An 18,611-nucleotide genomic window follows, 5' to 3' on the forward strand; every position below is an offset into this window, starting at 1 on the left:
GCACGTGAGCTTCTGGGAGTATCTGAGCAGCCGTCACCAGCAGCTGCTCGCGGACGCCTACCAGCACGCCAGCGCCGTCTTCCAGTGCATGGTCGTGGCGACCCTCATCGGAGTGCTGATCGGGATCGTCACCTACCACACCGAGTGGGCCGCGAGCCTCGCGACCATGACCACCTCGACCATCCTGACCATCCCGTCGCTCGCCATGATCGGTCTGCTCATCCCGCTCGTGGGCCTGGGCGTGGCACCCACGGTCATCGCACTGACCCTGTACGGGCTGCTGCCCATCGTGCGCAACGCGATCGTCGGACTGCGCGGGGTCGACCCCTCCCTGGTGGACGCGGCGCGGGGCATCGGGATGTCGCGGCTGACGCGGCTGATGCGCATCGAGCTGCCGCTGGCCTGGCCGCCCATCCTGACCGGCATCCGGATCGCCACGCAGATGCTGATGGGCATCGCCGCGATCGCCGCCTACGCCTCCGGGCCCGGCCTCGGCAACGAGATCTTCCGCGGCATCGGCTCACTGGGCAGCAAGAACGCTCTCAACCAGGTCCTCGCGGGCACGCTGGGGATCGTCATCCTTGCGCTGCTGTTCGACGCCGCGTACGTCCTGATCGGACGACTGACCATCTCCAGGGGGATCCGTGCCTGATACCTCCGCCGGCCAGGCGGCCACCGGGGCGACCATCGAGCTCGACAGCCTCACCAAGCAGTACCCGGGCAGCCCCGCACCCGCGGTCGACAACGTGTCCCTGGAGATCAAGGCGGGCGAGATCGTCATCTTCGTCGGCCCCTCAGGCTGCGGGAAGTCCACCACCCTTAAGATGATCAACCGGCTGATCGAGCCGACCGGCGGCCGCATCCGCATCGGCGGCGAGGACGTCACCGACATGGACCCGGTGAAGCTGCGCCGCAAGATCGGGTACGCCATCCAGTCCGCCGGTCTCTTCCCGCACATGACCGTCGCCCAGAACATCGGCCTCGTACCGAAGATGGTCGGCTGGCCGAAGGCCCGCATCAAGGCGCGGGTCGAGGAGCTGCTGGACCTGGTCGGCCTCGACCCGGGCGAGTTCCACGGGCGCTATCCGCGCCAGCTGTCGGGCGGCCAGCAGCAGCGCGTGGGCGTGGCGCGGGCACTGTCCGCCGATCCGCCGGTGCTGCTGATGGACGAGCCGTTCGGCGCGGTCGACCCCATCACCCGTGACCACCTCCAGGACGAGCTGATCCGGCTCCAGCACGAGCTGCACAAGACGATCGTGTTCGTCACGCACGACTTCGACGAGGCGATCAAGCTCGGCGACCGGATCGCCGTCCTGCGCGAACGCTCGCACATCGCACAGTTCGACACCCCGGAGGCGATCCTCACCAACCCGGCCGACGACTTCGTGTCCGGGTTCGTGGGCGCGGGGGCCGCCCTGAAGCGGCTCAACCTCACCCGCGTACGGGACGTCGGGATCACCGACTACCCGACCGTCACCCTCGACGACCCGCTCCAGGAGATCTTCAACCGGCTCCGCGGCAGCGGCACCAACGAGATCCTGCTGCTCGACAAGCGCCGCCGCCCCTACAAGTGGCTCAGACGCGGCGATCTGATGCGCGCCCGCGGCTCGCTCGCCCGGGCGGGCACGCTGGTCAGCGACACGGTGACCCGGGACGCGACCCTGCGCGACGCGCTGGAGGCGGTGCTGACCGACAACGCCGGGCGGGTCGCGGTCACCGGGCGGCGCGGCGAGTACGAGGGCGTCGTCGACATGGAGACCCTGATGAACTCCGTGCACGAGCTGCTGGAGGCCGACCGGCTCGAGGCGATGGAGCACCAGCACGAGCTGCAGGAGATCCGCTCCGCCCAGACGCACGCCGAGCAGGAGGGCCCCGGAGGGGTGGTGAAGGCGTGAGTACCCCCGAGCTGGACGAACCGGAGGTGCGGGAGGAGACCGGCACGGCCCCGCCGGCCTCCCCGAGCCGCCCGAAGGCGCGCATCACCTGGCGGAAGCTGACCTTCCTGCCCGCAGTGATCGTCGCCGTCCTGCTCGCCACCTGGCTGTGGTTCCGCCAGGCCGACCTCGACTCCATCTCCGAGAACGCCCTGTCGAACGGCCAGGTCTCCAAGGCCCTGTGGCAGTCGGTCAAGCTGACCGTGATCTCCACCTTCTTCGTGCTGATCATCGCGATCCCGCTGGGCATCCTGCTCACCCGCAAGGCCTTCCGGAAGGCGACCCCGGTGGCCATGACGATCGCCAACATGGGCCAGGCGACCCCGGCGCTCGGCCTGCTGGCGCTGCTGGTGATCTGGCTCGGCACCGGCACGAAGGCGGCCCTGATCGGCATCATCGTCTACGCGATCCTGCCCGTGCTGTCGAACACCATCACCGGCCTCAAGGCCAACGACCCGACCCTGCTGGAGGCGGCCCGCGGCATCGGCATGTCCTCGCTCGGGGTGCTCACCCGGGTCGAACTCCCGCTGGCCGTCCCGCTGATCCTCGCCGGCGTCCGCACCGCCCTGGTCCTGAACGTCGGCACCTCGACCCTGGCCACCTTCGGCGGGGGCGGCGGCCTCGGCGTGCTGATCACCACCGGTATCACCAACCAGCGCATGCCGGTGCTGATGCTGGGCTCGATCCTCACGATCGTCCTGGCGCTCCTGGTGGACTGGCTGGCCTCACTGGCCGAACTCCTGCTGCGGCCACGCGGGTTGGAGGTGGAGGTATGAGACGGGCCACGGGCCTGCTGCTAACCGGCGTGCTGGTGGCCGCGACCGGCTGCGGACTGCAGAGCGGCTCCCCCATGGCCGACTCCGTGCAGCCCGGCACGGTCGGCGGGGGCGAGCCCCTCAAGGGCGCCCATCTGACCGTCACCTCCAAGGAGTTCACCGAGCAGCTGATCCTCGGCGCGATCATGGGCATCGCCTTCCAGGCGGCAGGCGCCGACGTCCTGGACCGCACCGGCATCCAGGGGTCCATCGGCTCCCGGGAGGCGGTGAAGTCCGGGGACGCGGACGGCGGTTACGAGTACACGGGCACGGCCTGGATCACCTACCTCGGCAACAGCAAGCCGATCACCGACCCGCAGAAGCAGTGGGAGGCCGTCCGTGACGCCGACCGGAAGAACGGGGTGACCTGGCTGCCGCCCTCCAAGCTCGACAACACCTACGCACTCGCCATGAACCAGGCCAACTTCAAGAAGTACGGCACGAAGACGCTGTCCGACGTGGCCGCGCTGGCCAAGAAGGACCCCGGTGCCGTGACCCTCTGCGTGGAGGGCGAGTTCGCCAACCGGGCGGACGGGCTGCCGGGCATGGAGAAGGCGTACGGGATGAGCATCCCGGCGAAGAACATCACGCAGATGGACACCGGGATCATCTACACCCAGGTGGCGAAGGGGAAGTGCACCTACGGCGAGGTGTTCACCACCGACGGGCGCATCAAGTCGATGAACCTGGTGGTGATGGCGGACGACAAGAGCTTCTTCCCCAACTACAACGTCGCGCCGATGATCAACACGAAGGCGCTGAAGAAGTGGCCGGCGATCGCCGAGGTCCTCGACCCCATCACGAAGAAGCTGGACAACGAGGTCGCGCAGACGCTCAACGCGAAGGTCGACGTCGACGGGCAGGACCCGCACCAGGTGGCACTGGACTGGATGAAGCAGGAGAAATTCGTGAAGTCGGGCTGAGTCAGCAGGAGGGGACGGAGCCCTTGCCGGTCTCCAGGGAGACCAGGGCGTCCACCGCGCCGTCCAGCGTCTTCACCGGGACCAGCCGCAGCCCCTTGGGCAGCTCGGACTTGGCGTCGGAGCACTCGGCCTTCGGCACCAGGAACACGGTCGCCCCGTCCCGGTGCGCGGCCTGCGTCTTCAGCGCCACGCCGCCTACGGCGCCCACCGTCCCGTCGTCGTCGATGGTGCCCGTACCGGCGATGGTGCGGCCGCCCGTGAGGTCGCCGCCGCTGCCGTTGCCGTCCAGCTTGTCGATGATGCCGAGCGTGAACAGCAGCCCGGCGCTCGGACCGCCGACGTCCGCCAGCTTCAGCGTGACCTTGATCTTGTCGTCGCCGAGGTGCAGATAGTCCAGCGCGGCCTGGGTCGCCGCGTCCTGCGACTCCTTCATCTGGGCGCGGTTGTGCTCCTCGATCTGCTGGGTGGAGTCACCGCTCGGATAGACCGAGTCGCGCGGCAGGACGGCCCGGTCCGTGGCGAACCAGGCACTGACCACGTCACCCAGCGACACATGGGTGTCCGGGCTGGTCGCCTCGATCGTCGTCATCCGCAGCTGCCCGCTGGTCGCCCGGGTCTTCGCACCGGAGATCGTGATCACCGGGGTGCCCGCGTTCTCCCCGAGCACATTCGCCGTCATACCGGGCTGCGCGAGCGAGAACGGCAGCGGCGCGAACACCGCCGTGGCGATCAGAGCCACGACGGGCAGCGCGTATACGGCGAGGGCCTGGGGGCGTGTGAGGCGTGAGAGCACGGGATCAATCTAACGTGGCGGCGACATCCGGCCAGGTGCCGGTCGGCTCACATACAAGTCTCGCCTCTGGCTGGTGAACCGGCGCAGTGCGTGCGGCAGTGGCTCGGTACCGATTCCCGGGGTGGCCGGGACGGGCAGGTGGCCGTCCTCGAGGACGAAGGGCTCGGTGAGGTCCTCGGTGAAGTAGCGGGAGGACGCCGAGGTGTCGCCGGGGAGGGTGAAGCCCGGGAGGGCCGCCAGGGCGAGATTCGGGGCGCGGCCGATTCCCGTCTCCAGCATGCCGCCGCACCACACGGGTACGCCGTGCGCGTGAGCCACGTCGTGGATGCGGCGGGCCTCCAGATATCCGCCCACGCGCGCGGGTTTCACGTTGACGACCCGGCACGCCTCCATCGCGATCGCAGAGGCGGTGTCGCGGGCGCTGTGAAGGGATTCGTCGAGGCAGACGGGGGTGGCGAGGCGCCGCTGGAGCTGCGCGTGGCCGTGGAGGTTGTTCTCCTCCAGGGGCTCCTCGATCAGCAGCAGCCCGAACTCGTCGAGGCGCCGCAGGTGCTCGGCGTCCGCGAGCGTGTAGGCCGTGTTGGCGTCGACCTGCAGGGGCAGGGCGCCGCCGAAGCGCTCGCGCACCGCGCGTACCGGCTCGACGTCCCAGCCCGGCTCGATCTTCAGCTTGATGCGGACGTAACCCTCGGCGAGATAGCGCTCGACGTCGTCCAGCAGGGCGGGCACGGACTCCTTGATGCCGACCGACACACCCGCGGGGACACGGTCGCGGACCGCTCCCAGGTAGGTGGCGAGCGGCATGCCGTACGACCGCAGCTCCGCGTCCAGGACCGCCGTCTCCAGGGCCGCCTTCGCCAGCTCGTGGCCCTTGATCTTCGCCACGGCGGGGGCGATCGCGGCGGCGGTGAGAGCGGGCAGGGCGGCGACGCGTGGCAGCAGGAAGTCGCGCAGCACGAGTTCCGCGCCGGCCACGAACTCGGAGCAGTACAGCGGTTCGGGGTCGGCGGCGAACTCCGACCAGCCGTCGGCCTCGTCGGTCACGACGTGCAGCAGGAAGGTGTCCTTGGTCGTCATCGTGCCGAAGGAGGTGCGGAAGGGGGTGACCAGCGGGATCTCGACGTGCACGATCTCGACGCGTTCGAGCCTCATACGGCGGTGTCCTTCCGGGTCAGCGTGTACCAGCCGTCGCGGGACATGCCCGTGGCCGTGAAGCCCTGCGCGAAGGCCTCCGTGAACACCTCGCGGACGGCGTGCCGCCAGCGCAGTGCGAGGGCCGGGTCGGCGGCGCGCAGCTTCACGATGTCGTCCGGGACCCGACACCACAGGTGCCGGCCGGCCAGGTCGCGGCGGGCCAGGGTGTCGCCGTCGGGCCCCTGGTGCGTGGCGGGCGCGCTCTCGCGCCCTTCGGTCTCATGCGGCGTCCCCGACCGGGTGAGTCCCCAGGTCACCGTCAGCCGGTCGCTCTCGTCGCCGTCGTTCACGCCGTCCGCCATGGGGCCGTAGAAGTCGACGAGGTACTCGGTGCCGGCGGCGCCCAGCTTGGCCAGGTTGAAGCGGGCGTTGCGGCCGACCAGCGGGTCGAAGGTCCAGCGCATGGTGCGGGCGCCGAGGCCGCGGGCCCAGCCGCGCTGGGCCTGCTTGACCTCGTATCCGAGCCCGTGCTCGGCGGCCGCGACCAGGGAGTACGTGTCGCCCCCCGGCCCGAACACGGCGGCCGACGCCCCCGCGAGCCGCGTTCCGTCGTACGCGGCGTGCACGGCGCCGCCCGCGTGGACGAGGCTGTGCAGCACCTCGGCCGGGTAGGGCGGGGCGCTGCGGGGGGTCTGCCAGACGTCGCTGAAGTAGTCGGTGACGGCCGCGAGGCCGCCGACGTCGTGGACGGTGCGGATGCTCACTCCGGGCGTCATGGGTCGAGTCTCACCGGTGGGTGGACCTCCCCACGTTGTGCGGGTGGACAACGGGTGCGTAGGTTCGTTTCGGGATCGGCCAATCAACGCTCCGGGAGGAACCTCATGGACGCCTGCACCCTCGGTGACCTCCTGGACGTCCTCGGTGGTCCCTCCGTACATCTGCACACCGCACCCGCCGGGCTCGCCGTCCCGGTCACCGAGGCTCTGCTGTACGACGCCCACGCCCCGCTGCCGCACGCGCCGGGCGCGCTGCTGCTGGCGGTCGGGGTGCGGGCGGCGGCGGCCGGGCCGCTCGTCCGGACGGCCGCGGAGGCCGGGATGAGCGGGCTCGTGGTGCGCGGCCCGGACGGGCCGGTGGGCGAGGCCGAGGCGTACGGCGTCGCGCTGCTGTCGGTCGACGAGGACGCGGCCTGGCACGACGTCCATCTGCTGCTGTCCTCGGCGATCGGGGCGCGGCCCGCGCCGCCGGCCGGCGGCCTCGGAGACCTGTTCGCGCTCGCGGACGCGGTCGCGGCGGCGACCGGCGGGGCGACGGCCGTGGAGGACCCGCGCCAGCGGCTGCTCGCCTACTCCACCGTGCCCGGCCAGCCGGTCGACGAGGACCGGCGGCAGGGCATCCTCGGCCTCCAGGTGCCGGTCAGCCCGGCCAACACCGAGCAGTACCGGGTGCTGTTCGCGGCCACGGGGCCGGTGCGGCTGCCCGCGCTGCGCGACGGCGACCTGCCGCGCCTCGCGGTCGCCGTGCGGGCCGGCGGCGAGACGCTCGGCTCGGTCTGGGTGGTCGACGACGGCAGGCTCGCGCCGGACGCCGAGGAGACCCTGACGCAGGGCGCGTCCACGGCGGCGCTGCTCCTGCTGCGGGCCAGGGCAGCCCAGGAGCTGGCCCGCCACCAGAACGGCGACCTGCTGCGAAGGCTGCTGGAGGGCACGGCGGACGCGGCGACGGCCGCCCAGCGTCTGGGACTTGAGGGCGCGGTGCGGGTGGCGGCCTTCGTCCTGGACGCCCCGAGCCTGCCGGACGCCGAGCAGACCGCCCTGCGCCTGCTGGACGTCGTACGACTGCAGTGCGAGGCACGGTACGGGCGGCATGCGTGTGTGCTGGTCGACGGGGTGGTGTACGCGGTGCTGCCGGCGCCCGGGGCGCGCCACAGGAAATTGGCCGAGGACATCGTGGGGCGGGCCGGGCAGGCGCTGCGGGTGTCGGTGCGGGCCGCGTTGGGTGAGCTGGTGGCGGGCCCCGCGCAGGCGGCGGCGTCGCGTCAGGACGCCGAGCTGGTGCTGCGTGTGCTCGGGCCGGAGCTGCCGGTGGCGACGGTGGACGAGGTGCGCCCGCGGGTGACGCTGCTGCGACTGGCCGAAGTGCTGGGCGAGCGGCGGGAGTTGAGCGCGGGGACGTGGCGGAGGGTGCTGGCGTACGACGAGGCGAACGGCACCGACTACGCGCGCACGCTGGTCAGCTGGTTCGACGCGGGCTGCGACATGGCGGGGGCGGCAAGGCTGCTCGCGGTGCACCCGAACACCTGCCGCTACCGGCTGAAGCAGGCCCAGCAGCACGTCGGGATCGACCTCGACGATCCCGACGAACGGCTGGTGCTGTGGCTCCAGTTGAGGACGCTGGCGGGGCTCAGCGCAGCCACTGTCTGAGGCGCTCCTCGCAGGTGCGCAGATGCGCGACCGGGACGTACTCCCCCGCCGTATGCGCGAGCGAGGGGTCTCCGGGGCCGTAGTTGAGGGCGGGCGTGCCGAGGGCGGCGAAGCGGGCCACGTCCGTCCAGCCGAGCTTGGGGCGTGGCGTGGCGCCGAGCGCGGCCACGAGGTCCGCGAGGCGGTCGAGGCCGGGAAGGGCGCCCGGCACGACTTCGGTGACCCGGACCTCGTACCCGGGGAAGTGCCTGCGTACGTACTCCTCCGCCTCCTCGGGTGAACGGCTCGGCGCGAAGCGGGAGTTGACGGTGATCACGCACTCGTCCGGTACGACGTTCCCCGCGACCCCGGCCCGCACGGCGACCGCGCCGAGACCCTCGCGGTACTCCAGCCCGTCGATCACGACGCGTTCGGGTGTGTGGTCGGCGAGACGCTGCAGGACGGGAGCGGCGAGGTGCGCGGCGTTGACGCCTGTCCAGGCGCGGGCGGTGTGGGCCCTGGCGCCGCGGACGACGATGTCGGCGGTGAGGACACCCTGGCAGCCGGCCTCGACGCCCGCCTCGGACGGCTCCATGAGGACCGCCAGGTCGGCGTCGAGGAGGGCGGGGCGCTCGGCGGCGATCCGGTGCAGGCCGTTGCGGTCGCCCTCGACCTCCTCGCACTCGTAGAAGACGTAGGTGAGGTCGCGGGCGGGGTCCGGGACACCGGCCGCGAGGCGGAGGGCGACGGCGACCCCGCCCTTCATGTCGCAGGCGCCGAGGCCGTGCACCCGGCCCTCGTGCAGCCGGGAGGGAAGGTTCCCGGCGGCCGGGACGGTGTCCAGGTGACCGGCGATCACGGCTCGTTCTGGGCGGCCCAGGTCGGTGCGGGCGACGACGGAGTCGCCGATCCGCTCGACGCGGAGGTGGCGGAGTCCGCGCAGGGCGGTCTCGACGGCGTCCGCGATCCGGCCCTCCCGGCCGCTCTCGGAGGGGAGGTCGACGAGGGCGCGGGTGAGGGCGACGACGTCGGAGGCGAGGTCGAGGGTGACGGTCACGCGGCGGTCTCCTGCTCCTGCGCCCGGTTGAGCCGGGAGTGCCGGACGCCGTAGCACCCGTAGATCACGAGCCCGACCACCATCCACCCGCCGAACGCGATCCAGGTGTCCGTTCCGAGGCTGAACAGCATGTAGCCGCAGAACCCCACGCCCAGGACCGGGGTCACCGGAGAGAAGGGGACGCGGAAGGAGCGGGGGGCCTCGGGGTTGCGGCGCCGCAGCAGGACGACCGCCATGTTGACCAGCATGAAGGCGAACAGGGTGCCGATGCTGGTGGCGTCGGCGAGGCTGCCCAACGGCACGAGGGCGGCGAGCACGGCGATGAACGAGGAGACGATCACCGTGCCCGCCCGCGGCACTCCCGTGCGCGGGTGCACCTTGGCGAACAGCGGCGGCACGAGCCCGTCGCGGGCCATGGCGAACAGGATGCGGATCTGCCCGTACTGCACGGTGAGCACGACGCTGGTGGTGGCGACGACGGCGCCGACGGACAGCAGGATCGGCCACAGGCTGCCCCCGCCGACGGCCTGCACGAGCACCTGGCTCAGCGTGGCCTCGGTCCCCTCGAACCTCTTCCACGGCATGGCGCCGAGCGCGGCGACCGCGACGAGGACGTAGAGGGCCGTGACGAGGACGAGGGAGAGGATGATCGCGCGGGGCAGGTCCCGCTGCGGGTTGCGGGCCTCCTCCCCTGCAGTCGAGGCGGCGTCGAACCCGATGTACGAGAAGAACAGCGAGGCCGCGCCCGCGCTCATCCCGGCGGCGCCCAGCGGGAACAGCGGCCGGAAGTTCCCGGCGTGGAAGGCGGTGAAGGCGACCGCGCAGAAGAGGACGAGGGCGGCGATCTTGATGCCGACCATGACGACGTTGGCGACGGCGCTCTCCCTGGCCCCGCGCAGCAGGACGACCATGGCGAGCACGACGATGAGGGCGGCGGGGACGTTGAGAGTGCCGCCGAGACCGGGCGGGGAGCTCAGCGACTCGGGGAGGGTCACGCCGAGAGTGAGGTCGAGCAGCTCGTTGACGTACTGCCCCCAGCCGACCGCCACGGCGGCGACGGACACCCCGTACTCCAGGATCAGGCACCAGCCGCACACCCAGGCGACAAGCTCCCCGAGGGTGGCGTAGGCGTAGCTGTACGACGAGCCCGAACCGGGGATCATGCCGGCCAGCTCGGCGTACGACAGCGCCGAGAACAGCGCGGTGACGCCGGCCAGCACGAAGGACACGACGATCGCGGGCCCGGCCTCCGGCACGGCCTGTCCGAGCACCACGAAGATCCCGGTCCCGAGCGTGGCCCCCACACTGAGCAGGGTCAGCTGGGCGACCCCCATGGTCCGCCTGAGCGGACTCCCGGCGGCGGCGTCGACGGCTGCCCCGACACCCTGCCGCCGGGTGAACCGCCCTACGGCGCTGGTGAGTTGTGGTCGTCTGACCTTCGTACCGACTGCGTCCACAGTGCCGTTCCCTCCGCGATTCCGGGGCTTGGCCCCTGATGATGCGGAGAGAGCGACGAACAACGGTAAGCGAATCGACCAAAGGTCGCCACCAAGCTTTAGCCCAGAGGCCAAAGCACCCCTGTTCGGGAGCACGGGGAATCTTTTGGGGGCGCGGGGAACGGCGCGATCAGCCACAACCGACCCGCAGCCGCCCACCCACCCCCACCCGGACAACCCGCCAAAGCCAAGCGCTAGCGCAACGCTTCGGCGACTTCCTTCGCCGCGTCCACCACCCGCTGCCCCACCCGTTCGGGCACCGCGTCGGCCAGCATCACCACACCGACGCTGCCCTCCACCCCCGTGACCCCCAGGAGCGGCGCGGCCGCCCCACTGGCGCCCGCCTCCAGCTCTCCGTGCGTCAGGGTGTAGCCCGGCTCCGCCACCGGCCGGGCGCGCGCGGCGAGAATCGCCTTGCCCGCGGCCCCCCGGTCGAGCGGATGCCGGAACCCGGCCCGATAGGCCACGTGGTAGTCCGTCCACGTCGGCTCGACGACGGCGACGGCCAACGCGTCCGCCCCGTCCACGAGCGTGAGATGCGCGGTCGCTCCGATGTCCTCGGCCAGCGACCGAAGCGCCGGCAGCGCGGCCTCCCGCACCAGCGGATGCACCTGACGGCCCAGTCGCAGTACGCCGAGTCCCACTCGGGCACGGCCGCCCAAGTCCCGTCGTACAAGGGCATGTTGTTCGAGCGTGGCGAGCAACCGGTACACCACGGTCCGGTTCACGCCAAGTCGATAGGAAAGCTCGGTGACGGTCAGCCCGTGGTCCGTATCGGCCAGCAGCTTGAGGACACGCAGTCCCCGGTCGAGCGTCTGAGAGGTCTCCGCGGTCACGACGCCCACTCCTCCAAGTGGTGAGGTCGGCAGACCTCCGAGCAGCGGTACGTCACCGAGTCCCGTCGATGACGCGCAACAGAGGCCGCCGATCGGCCGGCGGCCCGGCCTGTACCGAGCCGCGTCGCTTCACGGCTGCGCTCCGCGGCGGCGCTGCCACGGGGCGTTTGCGTAGCGGGACAGTAGCGAAGGGAGTTCGCTCAGCGGAAGGCTCCGTCCAGAATCCGGGCACCGGTAGGGACGGACTACGTCCGTATGTCGTGATTCGTACGGGGCGCAACAAGCGGCTGCACCAGCATCCTGCGCCCCCTGACCAGGCGTGCGCCGGGTCAGCGCATCCGCGTGGCCCACTCCTGGACCTTGGCGATCCGCTGCTTCAGCTGCCCCGCCGTGGCCTCGGCGCTGGGCGGGCCGCCGCAGGTGCGCCGCAGCTCGGTGTGGATGACCCCGTGCGGCTTGCCGCTCTGATGGACGTAGGCACCGACCATCGTGTTGAGCTGCTTGCGGAGCTCCATCATCTCCTTGTGGGAGACGACGGGCCGGCGCTCGGCGGGCATCTCCAGCAGATCGGCCTCGGAGTCCGGCTTCTTGCGGCTGTGCGCGATCTGCCGCGCCTGCCGCTTCTGGAGCAGCAGCTGCACCTGGTCGGGCTCCAGCAGCCCGGGAATCCCGAGGTAGTCCTGCTCCTCCTCGCTCCCCGGGTGGGCCTGCATGCCGAACTCGGCGCCGTCGTAGAGCACCCGGTCGAAGACCGCCTCGGACTCCAGCGCCTCGAAGGCGAACTGCTCCTGCTCGCCGGTGTCCTCGTCCTGCTCCTTGTTCGCCTCCTCCATCTCCTGCTCGGACTCGGCGTACGGGTCCTCCTCGCCCTCCTTCTTCGGCTTGTCGAGGGCGTGGTCGCGCTCGACCTCCATCTCATTGGCGAAGGTGAGGAGGTCGGGGACGGTGGGGAGGAAGACGGAGGCGGTCTCGCCGCGGCGCCTGGACCGTACGAAGCGGCCGACGGCCTGGGCGAAGAAGAGGGGCGTGGAGATGGTGGTGGCGTAGACCCCGACGGCGAGCCGGGGCACGTCGACGCCTTCCGAGACCATCCGGACGGCGACCATCCACCGGTCGCCGCTGCCGCTGAAGTCGTCGATCCGCTTGGACGCGCCGGCGTCGTCGGACAGGACGAGAGTCGCCTTGCTGCCGGTGATCTCACGGATGAGCTTGGCGTAGGCGCGGGCGGAGTCCTGGTCGGAGGCGATGACGAGGGCGCCGGCGTCCGGGATGCCCTTGCGGACCTCGGTCAGCCGCTGGTCGGCGGCGCGCAGCACGCTGGGCATCCACTCGCCGCGCGGGTCCAGGGCGGTGCGCCAGGCCTGGCTGATCGCGTCCTTGGTCATCGGCTCGCCGAGCCGGGCGGCGATCTCGTCGCCGGCCTTGGTGCGCCAGCGCATGTTGCCGCTGTAGGAGAGGAAGATGACGGGGCGCACGACCCCGTCGGTCAGCGCGCTGCCGTAGCCGTACGTGTAGTCGGCGGCGGAACGGCGGATCCCGTCGTTGCCCTCTTCGTACACGACGAAGGGGATCGGGTTGGTGTCGGAGCGGAACGGCGTACCGGTGAGCGCGAGGCGCCGCGTGGCGGGCTCGAAGGCCTCGAGGCAGGCCTCGCCCCAGGACTTGCTGTCACCGGCGTGGTGGATCTCGTCGAGGATGACGAGGGTCTTGCGCTGCTCCACGCGGTTGCGGTGCAGCATGGGCCGCACGCCGACACCGGCGTAGGTGACGGCGACGCCCTGGTAGTCCTTGCCGAGAGGCCCGGCGCTGTACTCGGGGTCGAGCTTGATCCCTATCCGCGCCGCCGCTTCCGCCCACTGCTTCTTCAGGTGCTCGGTCGGCGCGACCACGGTCACCTGCTGCACGACATGGTGGTGCAGCAACCAGGAGGCGAGCGTCAGCGCGAAGGTCGTCTTCCCGGCGCCGGGGGTCGCGACCGCGAGGAAGTCACGCGGCTGCTCCTGGATGTACTTCTCCATCGCCCCCTGCTGCCAGGCACGCAGCTTGCCGGCGGTGCCCCAGGGGGCGCGGCCGGGGAAGGCGGGAGAAAGGTGGTGGGAGTGCGAGGCGGAGCTGGCGGCGGTGGTAGTCACGGTCTCCGGGGGTTGGGATCGGGCGGCTCGTCGCGCCGGGAGGGTCTCTCGGCTACGAGGTCTCTCGGCTACGTATGACAACCGGGCCACCCTACCGGCGGCCCCCCACCACCCATGCCCGGACGGGGCCGGGTCGGACAGGGGTGCGACTTACTTCACACCGCGCCGCCCCGGCCGCCCGTCTTCATGAACGGGGTGTGGCAGTCCCGTTGCGGCCCCCGCGATTCCCTTGAGCCCCCTTCCCGGCCCGCCGTACGGTCGTCTCACCGGGCCCGGAGCGGACCACAACGCTCCGGTTCCCCCGGCCGTGTGCCCGAGTGGTTCAGGGACTCGCCTGCAAAGCGAGTTACGCGGGTTCGATCCCCGCCACGGCCTCTGGTGCCTGACTAGGCAAAAGAGAGGGCGGCGCCCCGTGCGGGGTGCCGCCCTCTCGGTCGTCCGTCTCAGTTGGCAGGTGCGAGCACGCCGGCCGCCCCGTCGTCTCCATCATCCGGCTGGTCCGTCTCGGGCTGCAGCTACCAGAAGGCGAGCCGCGTCCTCGCCGCCGTCGCGTATGCGCTCGCCAGTGACTACGGGGTGGAGACGGAGCTACTCGACATCGCTCAGGGGCGTACGACCTGGCCGTCGCTGCCTCCGCAGTCATGGAGCCCTGGGAGGCTCTCAAGGACACCTCGCCCGCGCTCGCTCAGGTACTCGCGGAGCTGCACGCTGCCCCACCCGGCGGGCCGGTCTAAGGTCCCTCCACATCCTTCCGGCTGGACACCGCAGCCCGCGCGATCACCGACAACGTCAGCTCTCGCTCCTTGCCGACGACGAGCCAGCCCTTATCCAGGAGGGACTGGAGGAGAGGGCGGACCTCATCGCCCAGCTCCTCCGCCAGGTCATCATCCGTGGGGGAGAGGCCAGACTGGAGGAGGCAGGCCACATGGAAGACCAAGGCCTCCTCCTCCGCGGTGATGTTGAAGTCCATGTACTGAAGCTAGGCGAGTGTCTTGGTTGCGGCACGGCCTGGCCCGCCAGGGCCGCGTGCTCCGCGGTGAGGCGGCCGCCGCACTGCAGCACGGCCACCAACCGCCGGTCGGTGAGGCTCAGTACGGAATCCGCCAATGCGCGCGCCATGAAGGCAAGTTTCGCCCATTAGGCCGCGCTGCGGAGCCAGTCCCGGGGAGCGCGCCCCAAAGATGGATGTCGTCCGCTTCCCCCTGTCCCGGCCCTGCGCCGACGGACCCGAACCGCGGAAGGAGCATTCGATGATCCTCGATCCACGCGTCTGGTTGCCCGGCCTGGTCGGCTGAGCGCCCGCACCATGCGGGCTTCCACCCGCGACCCGGAGAAGGGGCCTGCGGCCCGACGCGACGACGCGTTGCGCCGGGCCGCAACCCGACCTTTCGAGCACGTCCTCTAACTCGAATTCTTAATCCGCCTTCGAAGGTGAACCCTGGAGGGAATCATGAGAATCCGTTACGCCCTTGCGGCTGCGGCCGCTCTGGTCTTGGTTGGTACGGGTACAGCGACCGCGCAGCCAATGCAGCCGTACACCGGCTCAACCGGCTGCACGTCAAGCAACTACTTCCATCAGTACACGCGATACCACGGAACAATCTGCTACACCAATACTGGGAACGACAACCTCGCCACCTCGGGATTCTGGACGACTAAGATGACCGCCGGCAGCAACACCGGCCGCGTCGATTTCTACACGACGGATGGCGTCCGAAGCTGGTGGACCTTCTACCCCGGTGGGGTCTTGAACATATCGGACGTCCATTCAATCCCCGACGGGGTGGTATCGGTCGTAAATCTGTACATCCAGCCCAACTGAGCTTGTTCTGCAACCTCTGCCCCTGGCGCTCCTCTTGATGATTCCGTACGTGCTGCACACCGGGATCCGGTGGCGTTTGCATGCGGACCTGCCGGCCGGGCTCGACGCCGCCTCCCGGCTGGACCGGTGCCCGCGTGGTCGACTCCTCCCACATCAGGCCGCTAGCTCCGCGACATCGCGATGGCCTCCGCGGCACTCGACACGATGAGGTCGGGCTCGCGAGGGCCATCGGCCCATTCACGGCTGCCAGCCACCCAGGCGGTCCGCAGTCCGGCCGCCTGTGCCCCGGCTATGTCCGTCGCGGGGTTGCCCCAGCGCTGTCCGCGAGCCGTAGGACGTCTCGCAGGTAATCGAAGTCTTCGGGGTACGCCCGGTCTCGCAGCCTGGCAGTCACGAGCGCCGCGGCCTGATCCGGCAGTCCACGCGAGCGAGCGAAGGCACCCGCCCATGCATCCAAGCCGCCCTGTCGGTCAATCAGGGTGTTGTCGAGGTCGAAGAGTGCCAGCACACGACGGACGCTACGCGACGACTACTGAGCCAGATCAGCAAAAGCCATGCGCGGGGATCATCGGTCAGCTGCCATGGAACGGACCGAACCCGTTTGGAGGGAAACGCGCACGAGGCGGTCACAGTGCATCCCGACCGCGACAGCGGCGGGAGCCCGCTCGGCACCAGGGGCGGAGACGACGGCTTCGACTTCATCGTGAGCAACCACAAAGGAGCCGCGTTCGTTGGGGCGGTCGCTCGTACCTGATCTCGTTGTCCTGGTCTTTGTCCAGTGCGCTGACGGACGCCAACGTTCACCGCTGTACGCACACCCGGTCTGACCTGCCGCGCGAACCCTCACGGACGCCCCGTACGGCCATGCGGACAGCTGGACAGCGTGCTGGCGACCCCCACGAGATCCCAGTGGGCCGGATCTCTGCGTGCTGGGGTGAGTCGCCGATTCTTCTCGCGCCAGCAGGGATCGTGTCACGGTATCGAGGCGCCGGACCGTCTCAGTTTCCGTCTCATTCATGGCCGTACGCGGCAGTCCGGCACCGTTCACCCTGCCCCGGAGGGCCCTGCGGCCGCACGCAAATGAACGTCGACGTACGAGCCCGGATCATGCCCTGACCAGCACAGACAAACCTGCAAAGCGAGTTACGCGGGTTCGATCCTCGTCACGGCCTCCATCACCCTTGTCCACCGTCCCCCTTGCCCCGCCTATCGAACTTGCCCTGCCTATCGAACTTGCCCTGCCTATCGAAATTCGATAGATTCCCATCGCAACTCGATGGGATGGTGGGTCATGGGAAAGCTGGCCGTGCGTGCGTTGCGCGCCGTGCTCGTGGTGGTGTTCGCCGGCACCGTGTTGGTGCAGGCGGGGATGGTGTGGGTGCTGGTCGCGGGGAACGACCCGGAGGACGGGTCGCTGCCGCTGACCGCGTTTCGCGTGATCACGATCCTGGGCATGGTGTCGGTCCAGGTCGCGCTGGTCTGCGTATGGCGGCTGGTGGCGATGGTGCGACGCGGCACCGTGTTCTCCCACGCCGCCTTCCGCTACGTCGACGGCGTGATCGGCGCGATCGTGTCGGCCGCCCTCCTGTGGTTCGTGGTCACGGCCGTCAACGCGCCGGGGCAGCGGGACGACCCGGGCGTCACCGTCATCATGGGCGGGATCGGCCTGGCCATCCTGGGGGTCGCGCTCATCGTGCTGGTCCTGCGGATGCTGCTCGCCCAGGCCGTCGCGCGCGACGTCGAAGCGGCGCAGATGCAGGCCGAGTTGGACGAGGTGATCTGATGCCGATCGCCGTCGACATCGACGTGATGCTGGCCCGGCGGAAGATGTCCGTGGGCGAGCTCGCGGAGCGCGTGGGGATCACGCCCGCCAACCTGGCGGTCCTCAAGAACGGCCGCGCCAGGGCGGTGCGATTCGCGACACTCGCCGCCCTCTGCGAGGTGCTCAAGTGCCAGCCGGGCGACCTGCTGCGCTGGGAGGCCGAGGACGCCGCGGGCGGATGACCTGCCCCGGGGCGGCGGGCGGTCGGCGCCGGTCCGCGGCGCCGCCCCGTCACCGCACCCCGCCTCCCTCGTCCCGGAACGCCTTCGTCCAGTAGTGGTGGGCCGGGGGCGTCGTCGTGGTGGTCGGGTCGATCGTCGACAGGGTGTGGATCATCGTCAGGGCCAGCTGGTCGTGGGCGTCGGCGGTCAGTTCGCCCGAGAGGTTCGCGTCCATGGCCTTCTCGCGGTGGAGGAGCCAGAGGGTGAAGGCCAGGGTGGAGACGTCCGTGTTCAGCGGGTACAGGGTGGCTTCGGGCTCGCTCCAGTCGAGGACCTCGCCCGTGTCGCCGTCGACGACCAGGCTGTTGCCCTCGACGAGGTGGCCGAGGCGGATCAAGTGCGAGGCCCTGCGCGGCAGTCGGGCCGGGTCGAAGCCGTCGGGGCCCTGGTAGGCGTAGTGCTCGGCCAGGGTCGGCAGCGGTACGTCCGTGTCGAGGCGGAGGAGGGTGCCGTCCTCCGGCAGTCCCGTCTCGCGCAGGAAGCGGCGGGTCGGCTCGTGCGTGAGCGTCGAGGGGAAGTCGAGGTCCTCGAAGCGCCACATCCTGCCGGGGCCGAACTCCCGGTCCAGCAGGCGGGAGGGAAGGTCCAGGGCGAGCCCGGAGGCGGTGCCGGGGCCCGCCACCAGGGCGAGGGGGCGGATCAGGGCCGCCGCCTTCCAGAAGGGCGGGATGTCGCCTCCTGTGCCCTCCTCGAACAACGCCAGCAGGTGGCGTGAGGCCTCCGCCGCCGCCTTCGGGCCGTAACGGCCGGCGTACGAGGCGAACTGGCCCCGCAGACCCGCCAGTTCGTCCGCCGCCGTCGCGAACCGCACCAGCGTGGTGAGGGACGGGGCGAGGGGGCGGCGGTCCATCAGGTCCGGGCGGTCGTACAGGAAGTACGTCGTCGTCACCGCGCCCGTCGCGCCGTCCAGCAGCACCGACTCCCCGGCGGCGCCCCGCGGATCGAGCAGCGCGCCGATGACCAGCTGGTCCCGCAGCTCCGCCGTCAGGCGTCCACCGGAGTCACCCGTGGAGTCCCCGACCGTCCGCAGGCCCTCCCGGCACAGCTCCTCGAAGGTGAACAGGTGGCAGTCGCCCGGCAGTCCGGGTCCCGTCAGCCGGCGGCGCGTCGGCGCGTGCGTGACGTACGGATCGAGTTGGTCCTCGCTCAGGGTGATCGCCGCCATGGCGGCACCGGTCGTGCTCATTGCGTCCCCCGCATGTGCTTGCCCACAGTCCCCGTGCA

The 18,611-nt window shown here is 70.7% G+C and carries 17 protein-coding genes and 1 tRNA gene; 9 read left to right on the forward strand and 9 right to left on the reverse strand.

Annotated elements, in window-relative coordinates; all coding sequences use genetic code 11:
* Positions 1–4 precede the first annotated feature (4 nt).
* The 4 genes from ACGFYN_RS14625 to ACGFYN_RS14640 are packed head-to-tail and all read left to right on the forward strand — an operon-like array spanning position 5 to position 3,672.
* The gene (locus ACGFYN_RS14625) at positions 5–652 is read left to right on the forward strand and encodes an ABC transporter permease (protein WP_393866164.1); all 648 of its coding nucleotides are present in this window, start codon (positions 5–7) and stop codon (positions 650–652) included.
* Positions 645–1,895, forward strand: coding sequence for a betaine/proline/choline family ABC transporter ATP-binding protein (locus ACGFYN_RS14630; RefSeq protein WP_393866165.1), 1,251 nt, complete (start codon positions 645–647; stop codon positions 1,893–1,895). The genes ACGFYN_RS14625 and ACGFYN_RS14630 overlap by 8 nt, the downstream gene beginning before the upstream one ends.
* Complete coding sequence (locus ACGFYN_RS14635) at positions 1,892–2,710, forward strand: ABC transporter permease (RefSeq protein WP_393866166.1); 819 nt, start codon at positions 1,892–1,894, stop codon at positions 2,708–2,710. The genes ACGFYN_RS14630 and ACGFYN_RS14635 overlap by 4 nt, the downstream gene beginning before the upstream one ends.
* A complete protein-coding gene (locus ACGFYN_RS14640) occupies positions 2,707–3,672 on the forward strand; it encodes a glycine betaine ABC transporter substrate-binding protein (protein ID WP_393866167.1) in 966 nt (321 codons plus the stop codon). The genes ACGFYN_RS14635 and ACGFYN_RS14640 overlap by 4 nt, the downstream gene beginning before the upstream one ends.
* 1 nt (position 3,673) lies before the next feature.
* On the opposite strand, the gene ACGFYN_RS14645 is transcribed toward ACGFYN_RS14640, so the two are convergent.
* The 3 genes from ACGFYN_RS14645 to ACGFYN_RS14655 are packed head-to-tail and all read right to left on the reverse strand — an operon-like array spanning position 3,674 to position 6,375.
* Positions 3,674–4,465 carry a PDZ domain-containing protein gene (locus ACGFYN_RS14645; protein ID WP_393866168.1) on the reverse strand — a complete coding sequence of 264 codons (792 nt, stop codon included), beginning with the start codon at positions 4,463–4,465 and terminating at the stop codon, positions 3,674–3,676.
* A 9-nt stretch (positions 4,466–4,474) separates the two neighbouring features.
* The gene (menC, locus tag ACGFYN_RS14650) at positions 4,475–5,617 is read right to left on the reverse strand and encodes an o-succinylbenzoate synthase (RefSeq protein WP_393866169.1); all 1,143 of its coding nucleotides are present in this window, start codon (positions 5,615–5,617) and stop codon (positions 4,475–4,477) included.
* A complete protein-coding gene (locus ACGFYN_RS14655; protein WP_393866170.1) occupies positions 5,614–6,375 on the reverse strand; it encodes a chorismate synthase in 762 nt (253 codons plus the stop codon). Before ACGFYN_RS14655 ends, menC begins: the two co-directional genes overlap by 4 nt.
* A 105-nt stretch (positions 6,376–6,480) precedes the next feature.
* Between ACGFYN_RS14655 and ACGFYN_RS14660 the strand changes: the two genes are divergently transcribed.
* Positions 6,481–8,022, forward strand: a complete 1,542-nt coding sequence (locus ACGFYN_RS14660; protein ID WP_393866171.1) for a PucR family transcriptional regulator — start codon at positions 6,481–6,483, stop codon at positions 8,020–8,022.
* Here ACGFYN_RS14660 and dapE read toward each other — a convergent pair.
* The 4 genes from dapE to ACGFYN_RS14680 form a co-directional block, all read right to left on the reverse strand.
* Positions 8,003–9,058 (reverse strand): succinyl-diaminopimelate desuccinylase, encoded by a 1,056-nt coding sequence (dapE, locus tag ACGFYN_RS14665; protein ID WP_393866172.1) that lies wholly within the window; start codon positions 9,056–9,058, stop codon positions 8,003–8,005. The genes ACGFYN_RS14660 and dapE overlap by 20 nt on opposite strands.
* Positions 9,055–10,515 carry an amino acid permease gene (locus ACGFYN_RS14670; RefSeq protein WP_393866173.1) on the reverse strand — a complete coding sequence of 487 codons (1,461 nt, stop codon included), beginning with the start codon at positions 10,513–10,515 and terminating at the stop codon, positions 9,055–9,057. Before ACGFYN_RS14670 ends, dapE begins: the two co-directional genes overlap by 4 nt.
* A gap of 233 nt (positions 10,516–10,748) precedes the next feature.
* The gene (locus tag ACGFYN_RS14675) at positions 10,749–11,390 is read right to left on the reverse strand and encodes an IclR family transcriptional regulator (protein WP_393866174.1); all 642 of its coding nucleotides are present in this window, start codon (positions 11,388–11,390) and stop codon (positions 10,749–10,751) included.
* Between the two features lie 329 nt (positions 11,391–11,719).
* Complete coding sequence (locus ACGFYN_RS14680; protein WP_393866175.1) at positions 11,720–13,522, reverse strand: DEAD/DEAH box helicase; 1,803 nt, start codon at positions 13,520–13,522, stop codon at positions 11,720–11,722.
* A gap of 303 nt (positions 13,523–13,825) precedes the next feature.
* Here ACGFYN_RS14680 and ACGFYN_RS14685 point away from each other — a divergent pair.
* A tRNA-Cys gene (locus ACGFYN_RS14685) sits at positions 13,826–13,897 on the forward strand.
* Positions 13,898–14,252: 355 nt separating this feature from the next.
* Here ACGFYN_RS14685 and ACGFYN_RS14690 read toward each other — a convergent pair.
* Positions 14,253–14,492 (reverse strand): hypothetical protein, encoded by a 240-nt coding sequence (locus ACGFYN_RS14690; protein WP_393866176.1) that lies wholly within the window; start codon positions 14,490–14,492, stop codon positions 14,253–14,255.
* A 480-nt stretch (positions 14,493–14,972) separates the two neighbouring features.
* Between ACGFYN_RS14690 and ACGFYN_RS14695 the strand changes: the two genes are divergently transcribed.
* The 3 genes from ACGFYN_RS14695 to ACGFYN_RS14705 all read left to right on the forward strand — a co-directional run bounded on the left by ACGFYN_RS14695 (position 14,973) and on the right by ACGFYN_RS14705 (position 17,348).
* Positions 14,973–15,344: a hypothetical protein gene (locus ACGFYN_RS14695; RefSeq protein ID WP_393866177.1), complete on the forward strand. Its 372-nt coding sequence runs from the start codon at positions 14,973–14,975 to the stop codon at positions 15,342–15,344.
* Between the two features lie 1,291 nt (positions 15,345–16,635).
* Positions 16,636–17,127, forward strand: coding sequence for a DUF2975 domain-containing protein (locus ACGFYN_RS14700; protein ID WP_393866178.1), 492 nt, complete (start codon positions 16,636–16,638; stop codon positions 17,125–17,127).
* Entirely contained in the window at positions 17,127–17,348 is a 222-nt protein-coding gene (locus ACGFYN_RS14705; protein ID WP_393866179.1) for a helix-turn-helix domain-containing protein, read from the forward strand. Before ACGFYN_RS14700 ends, ACGFYN_RS14705 begins: the two co-directional genes overlap by 1 nt.
* 49 nt (positions 17,349–17,397) lie before the next feature.
* Here ACGFYN_RS14705 and ACGFYN_RS14710 read toward each other — a convergent pair whose 3' ends face one another.
* Positions 17,398–18,573 carry an SUKH-4 family immunity protein gene (locus ACGFYN_RS14710; protein WP_393866180.1) on the reverse strand — a complete coding sequence of 392 codons (1,176 nt, stop codon included), beginning with the start codon at positions 18,571–18,573 and terminating at the stop codon, positions 17,398–17,400.
* Between the last annotated feature and the right edge of the window lie 38 nt (positions 18,574–18,611).

It is taken from the genome of Streptomyces sp. NPDC048419 (genome assembly GCF_043200415.1).
Classification (GTDB): domain Bacteria; phylum Actinomycetota; class Actinomycetes; order Streptomycetales; family Streptomycetaceae; genus Streptomyces.

Bases quoted from the DNA above. Each gene is read 5' to 3' on its own strand.
- ACGFYN_RS14640 (WP_393866167.1), top strand. From the start codon at position 2,707: ATGAGACGGGCCACGGGCCTGCTGCTAACCGGCGTGCTGGTGGCCGCG.
- menC (WP_393866169.1), bottom strand. From the start codon at position 5,617: ATGAGGCTCGAACGCGTCGAGATCGTGCACGTCGAGATCCCGCTGGTC.
- ACGFYN_RS14655 (WP_393866170.1), bottom strand. From the start codon at position 6,375: ATGACGCCCGGAGTGAGCATCCGCACCGTCCACGACGTCGGCGGCCTC.
- ACGFYN_RS14660 (WP_393866171.1), top strand. From the start codon at position 6,481: ATGGACGCCTGCACCCTCGGTGACCTCCTGGACGTCCTCGGTGGTCCC.
- ACGFYN_RS14690 (WP_393866176.1), bottom strand. From the start codon at position 14,492: ATGGACTTCAACATCACCGCGGAGGAGGAGGCCTTGGTCTTCCATGTG.
- ACGFYN_RS14695 (WP_393866177.1), top strand. From the start codon at position 14,973: ATGAGAATCCGTTACGCCCTTGCGGCTGCGGCCGCTCTGGTCTTGGTT.
- ACGFYN_RS14700 (WP_393866178.1), top strand. From the start codon at position 16,636: ATGGGAAAGCTGGCCGTGCGTGCGTTGCGCGCCGTGCTCGTGGTGGTG.
- ACGFYN_RS14705 (WP_393866179.1), top strand. From the start codon at position 17,127: ATGCCGATCGCCGTCGACATCGACGTGATGCTGGCCCGGCGGAAGATG.
- ACGFYN_RS14710 (WP_393866180.1), bottom strand. From the start codon at position 18,573: ATGAGCACGACCGGTGCCGCCATGGCGGCGATCACCCTGAGCGAGGAC.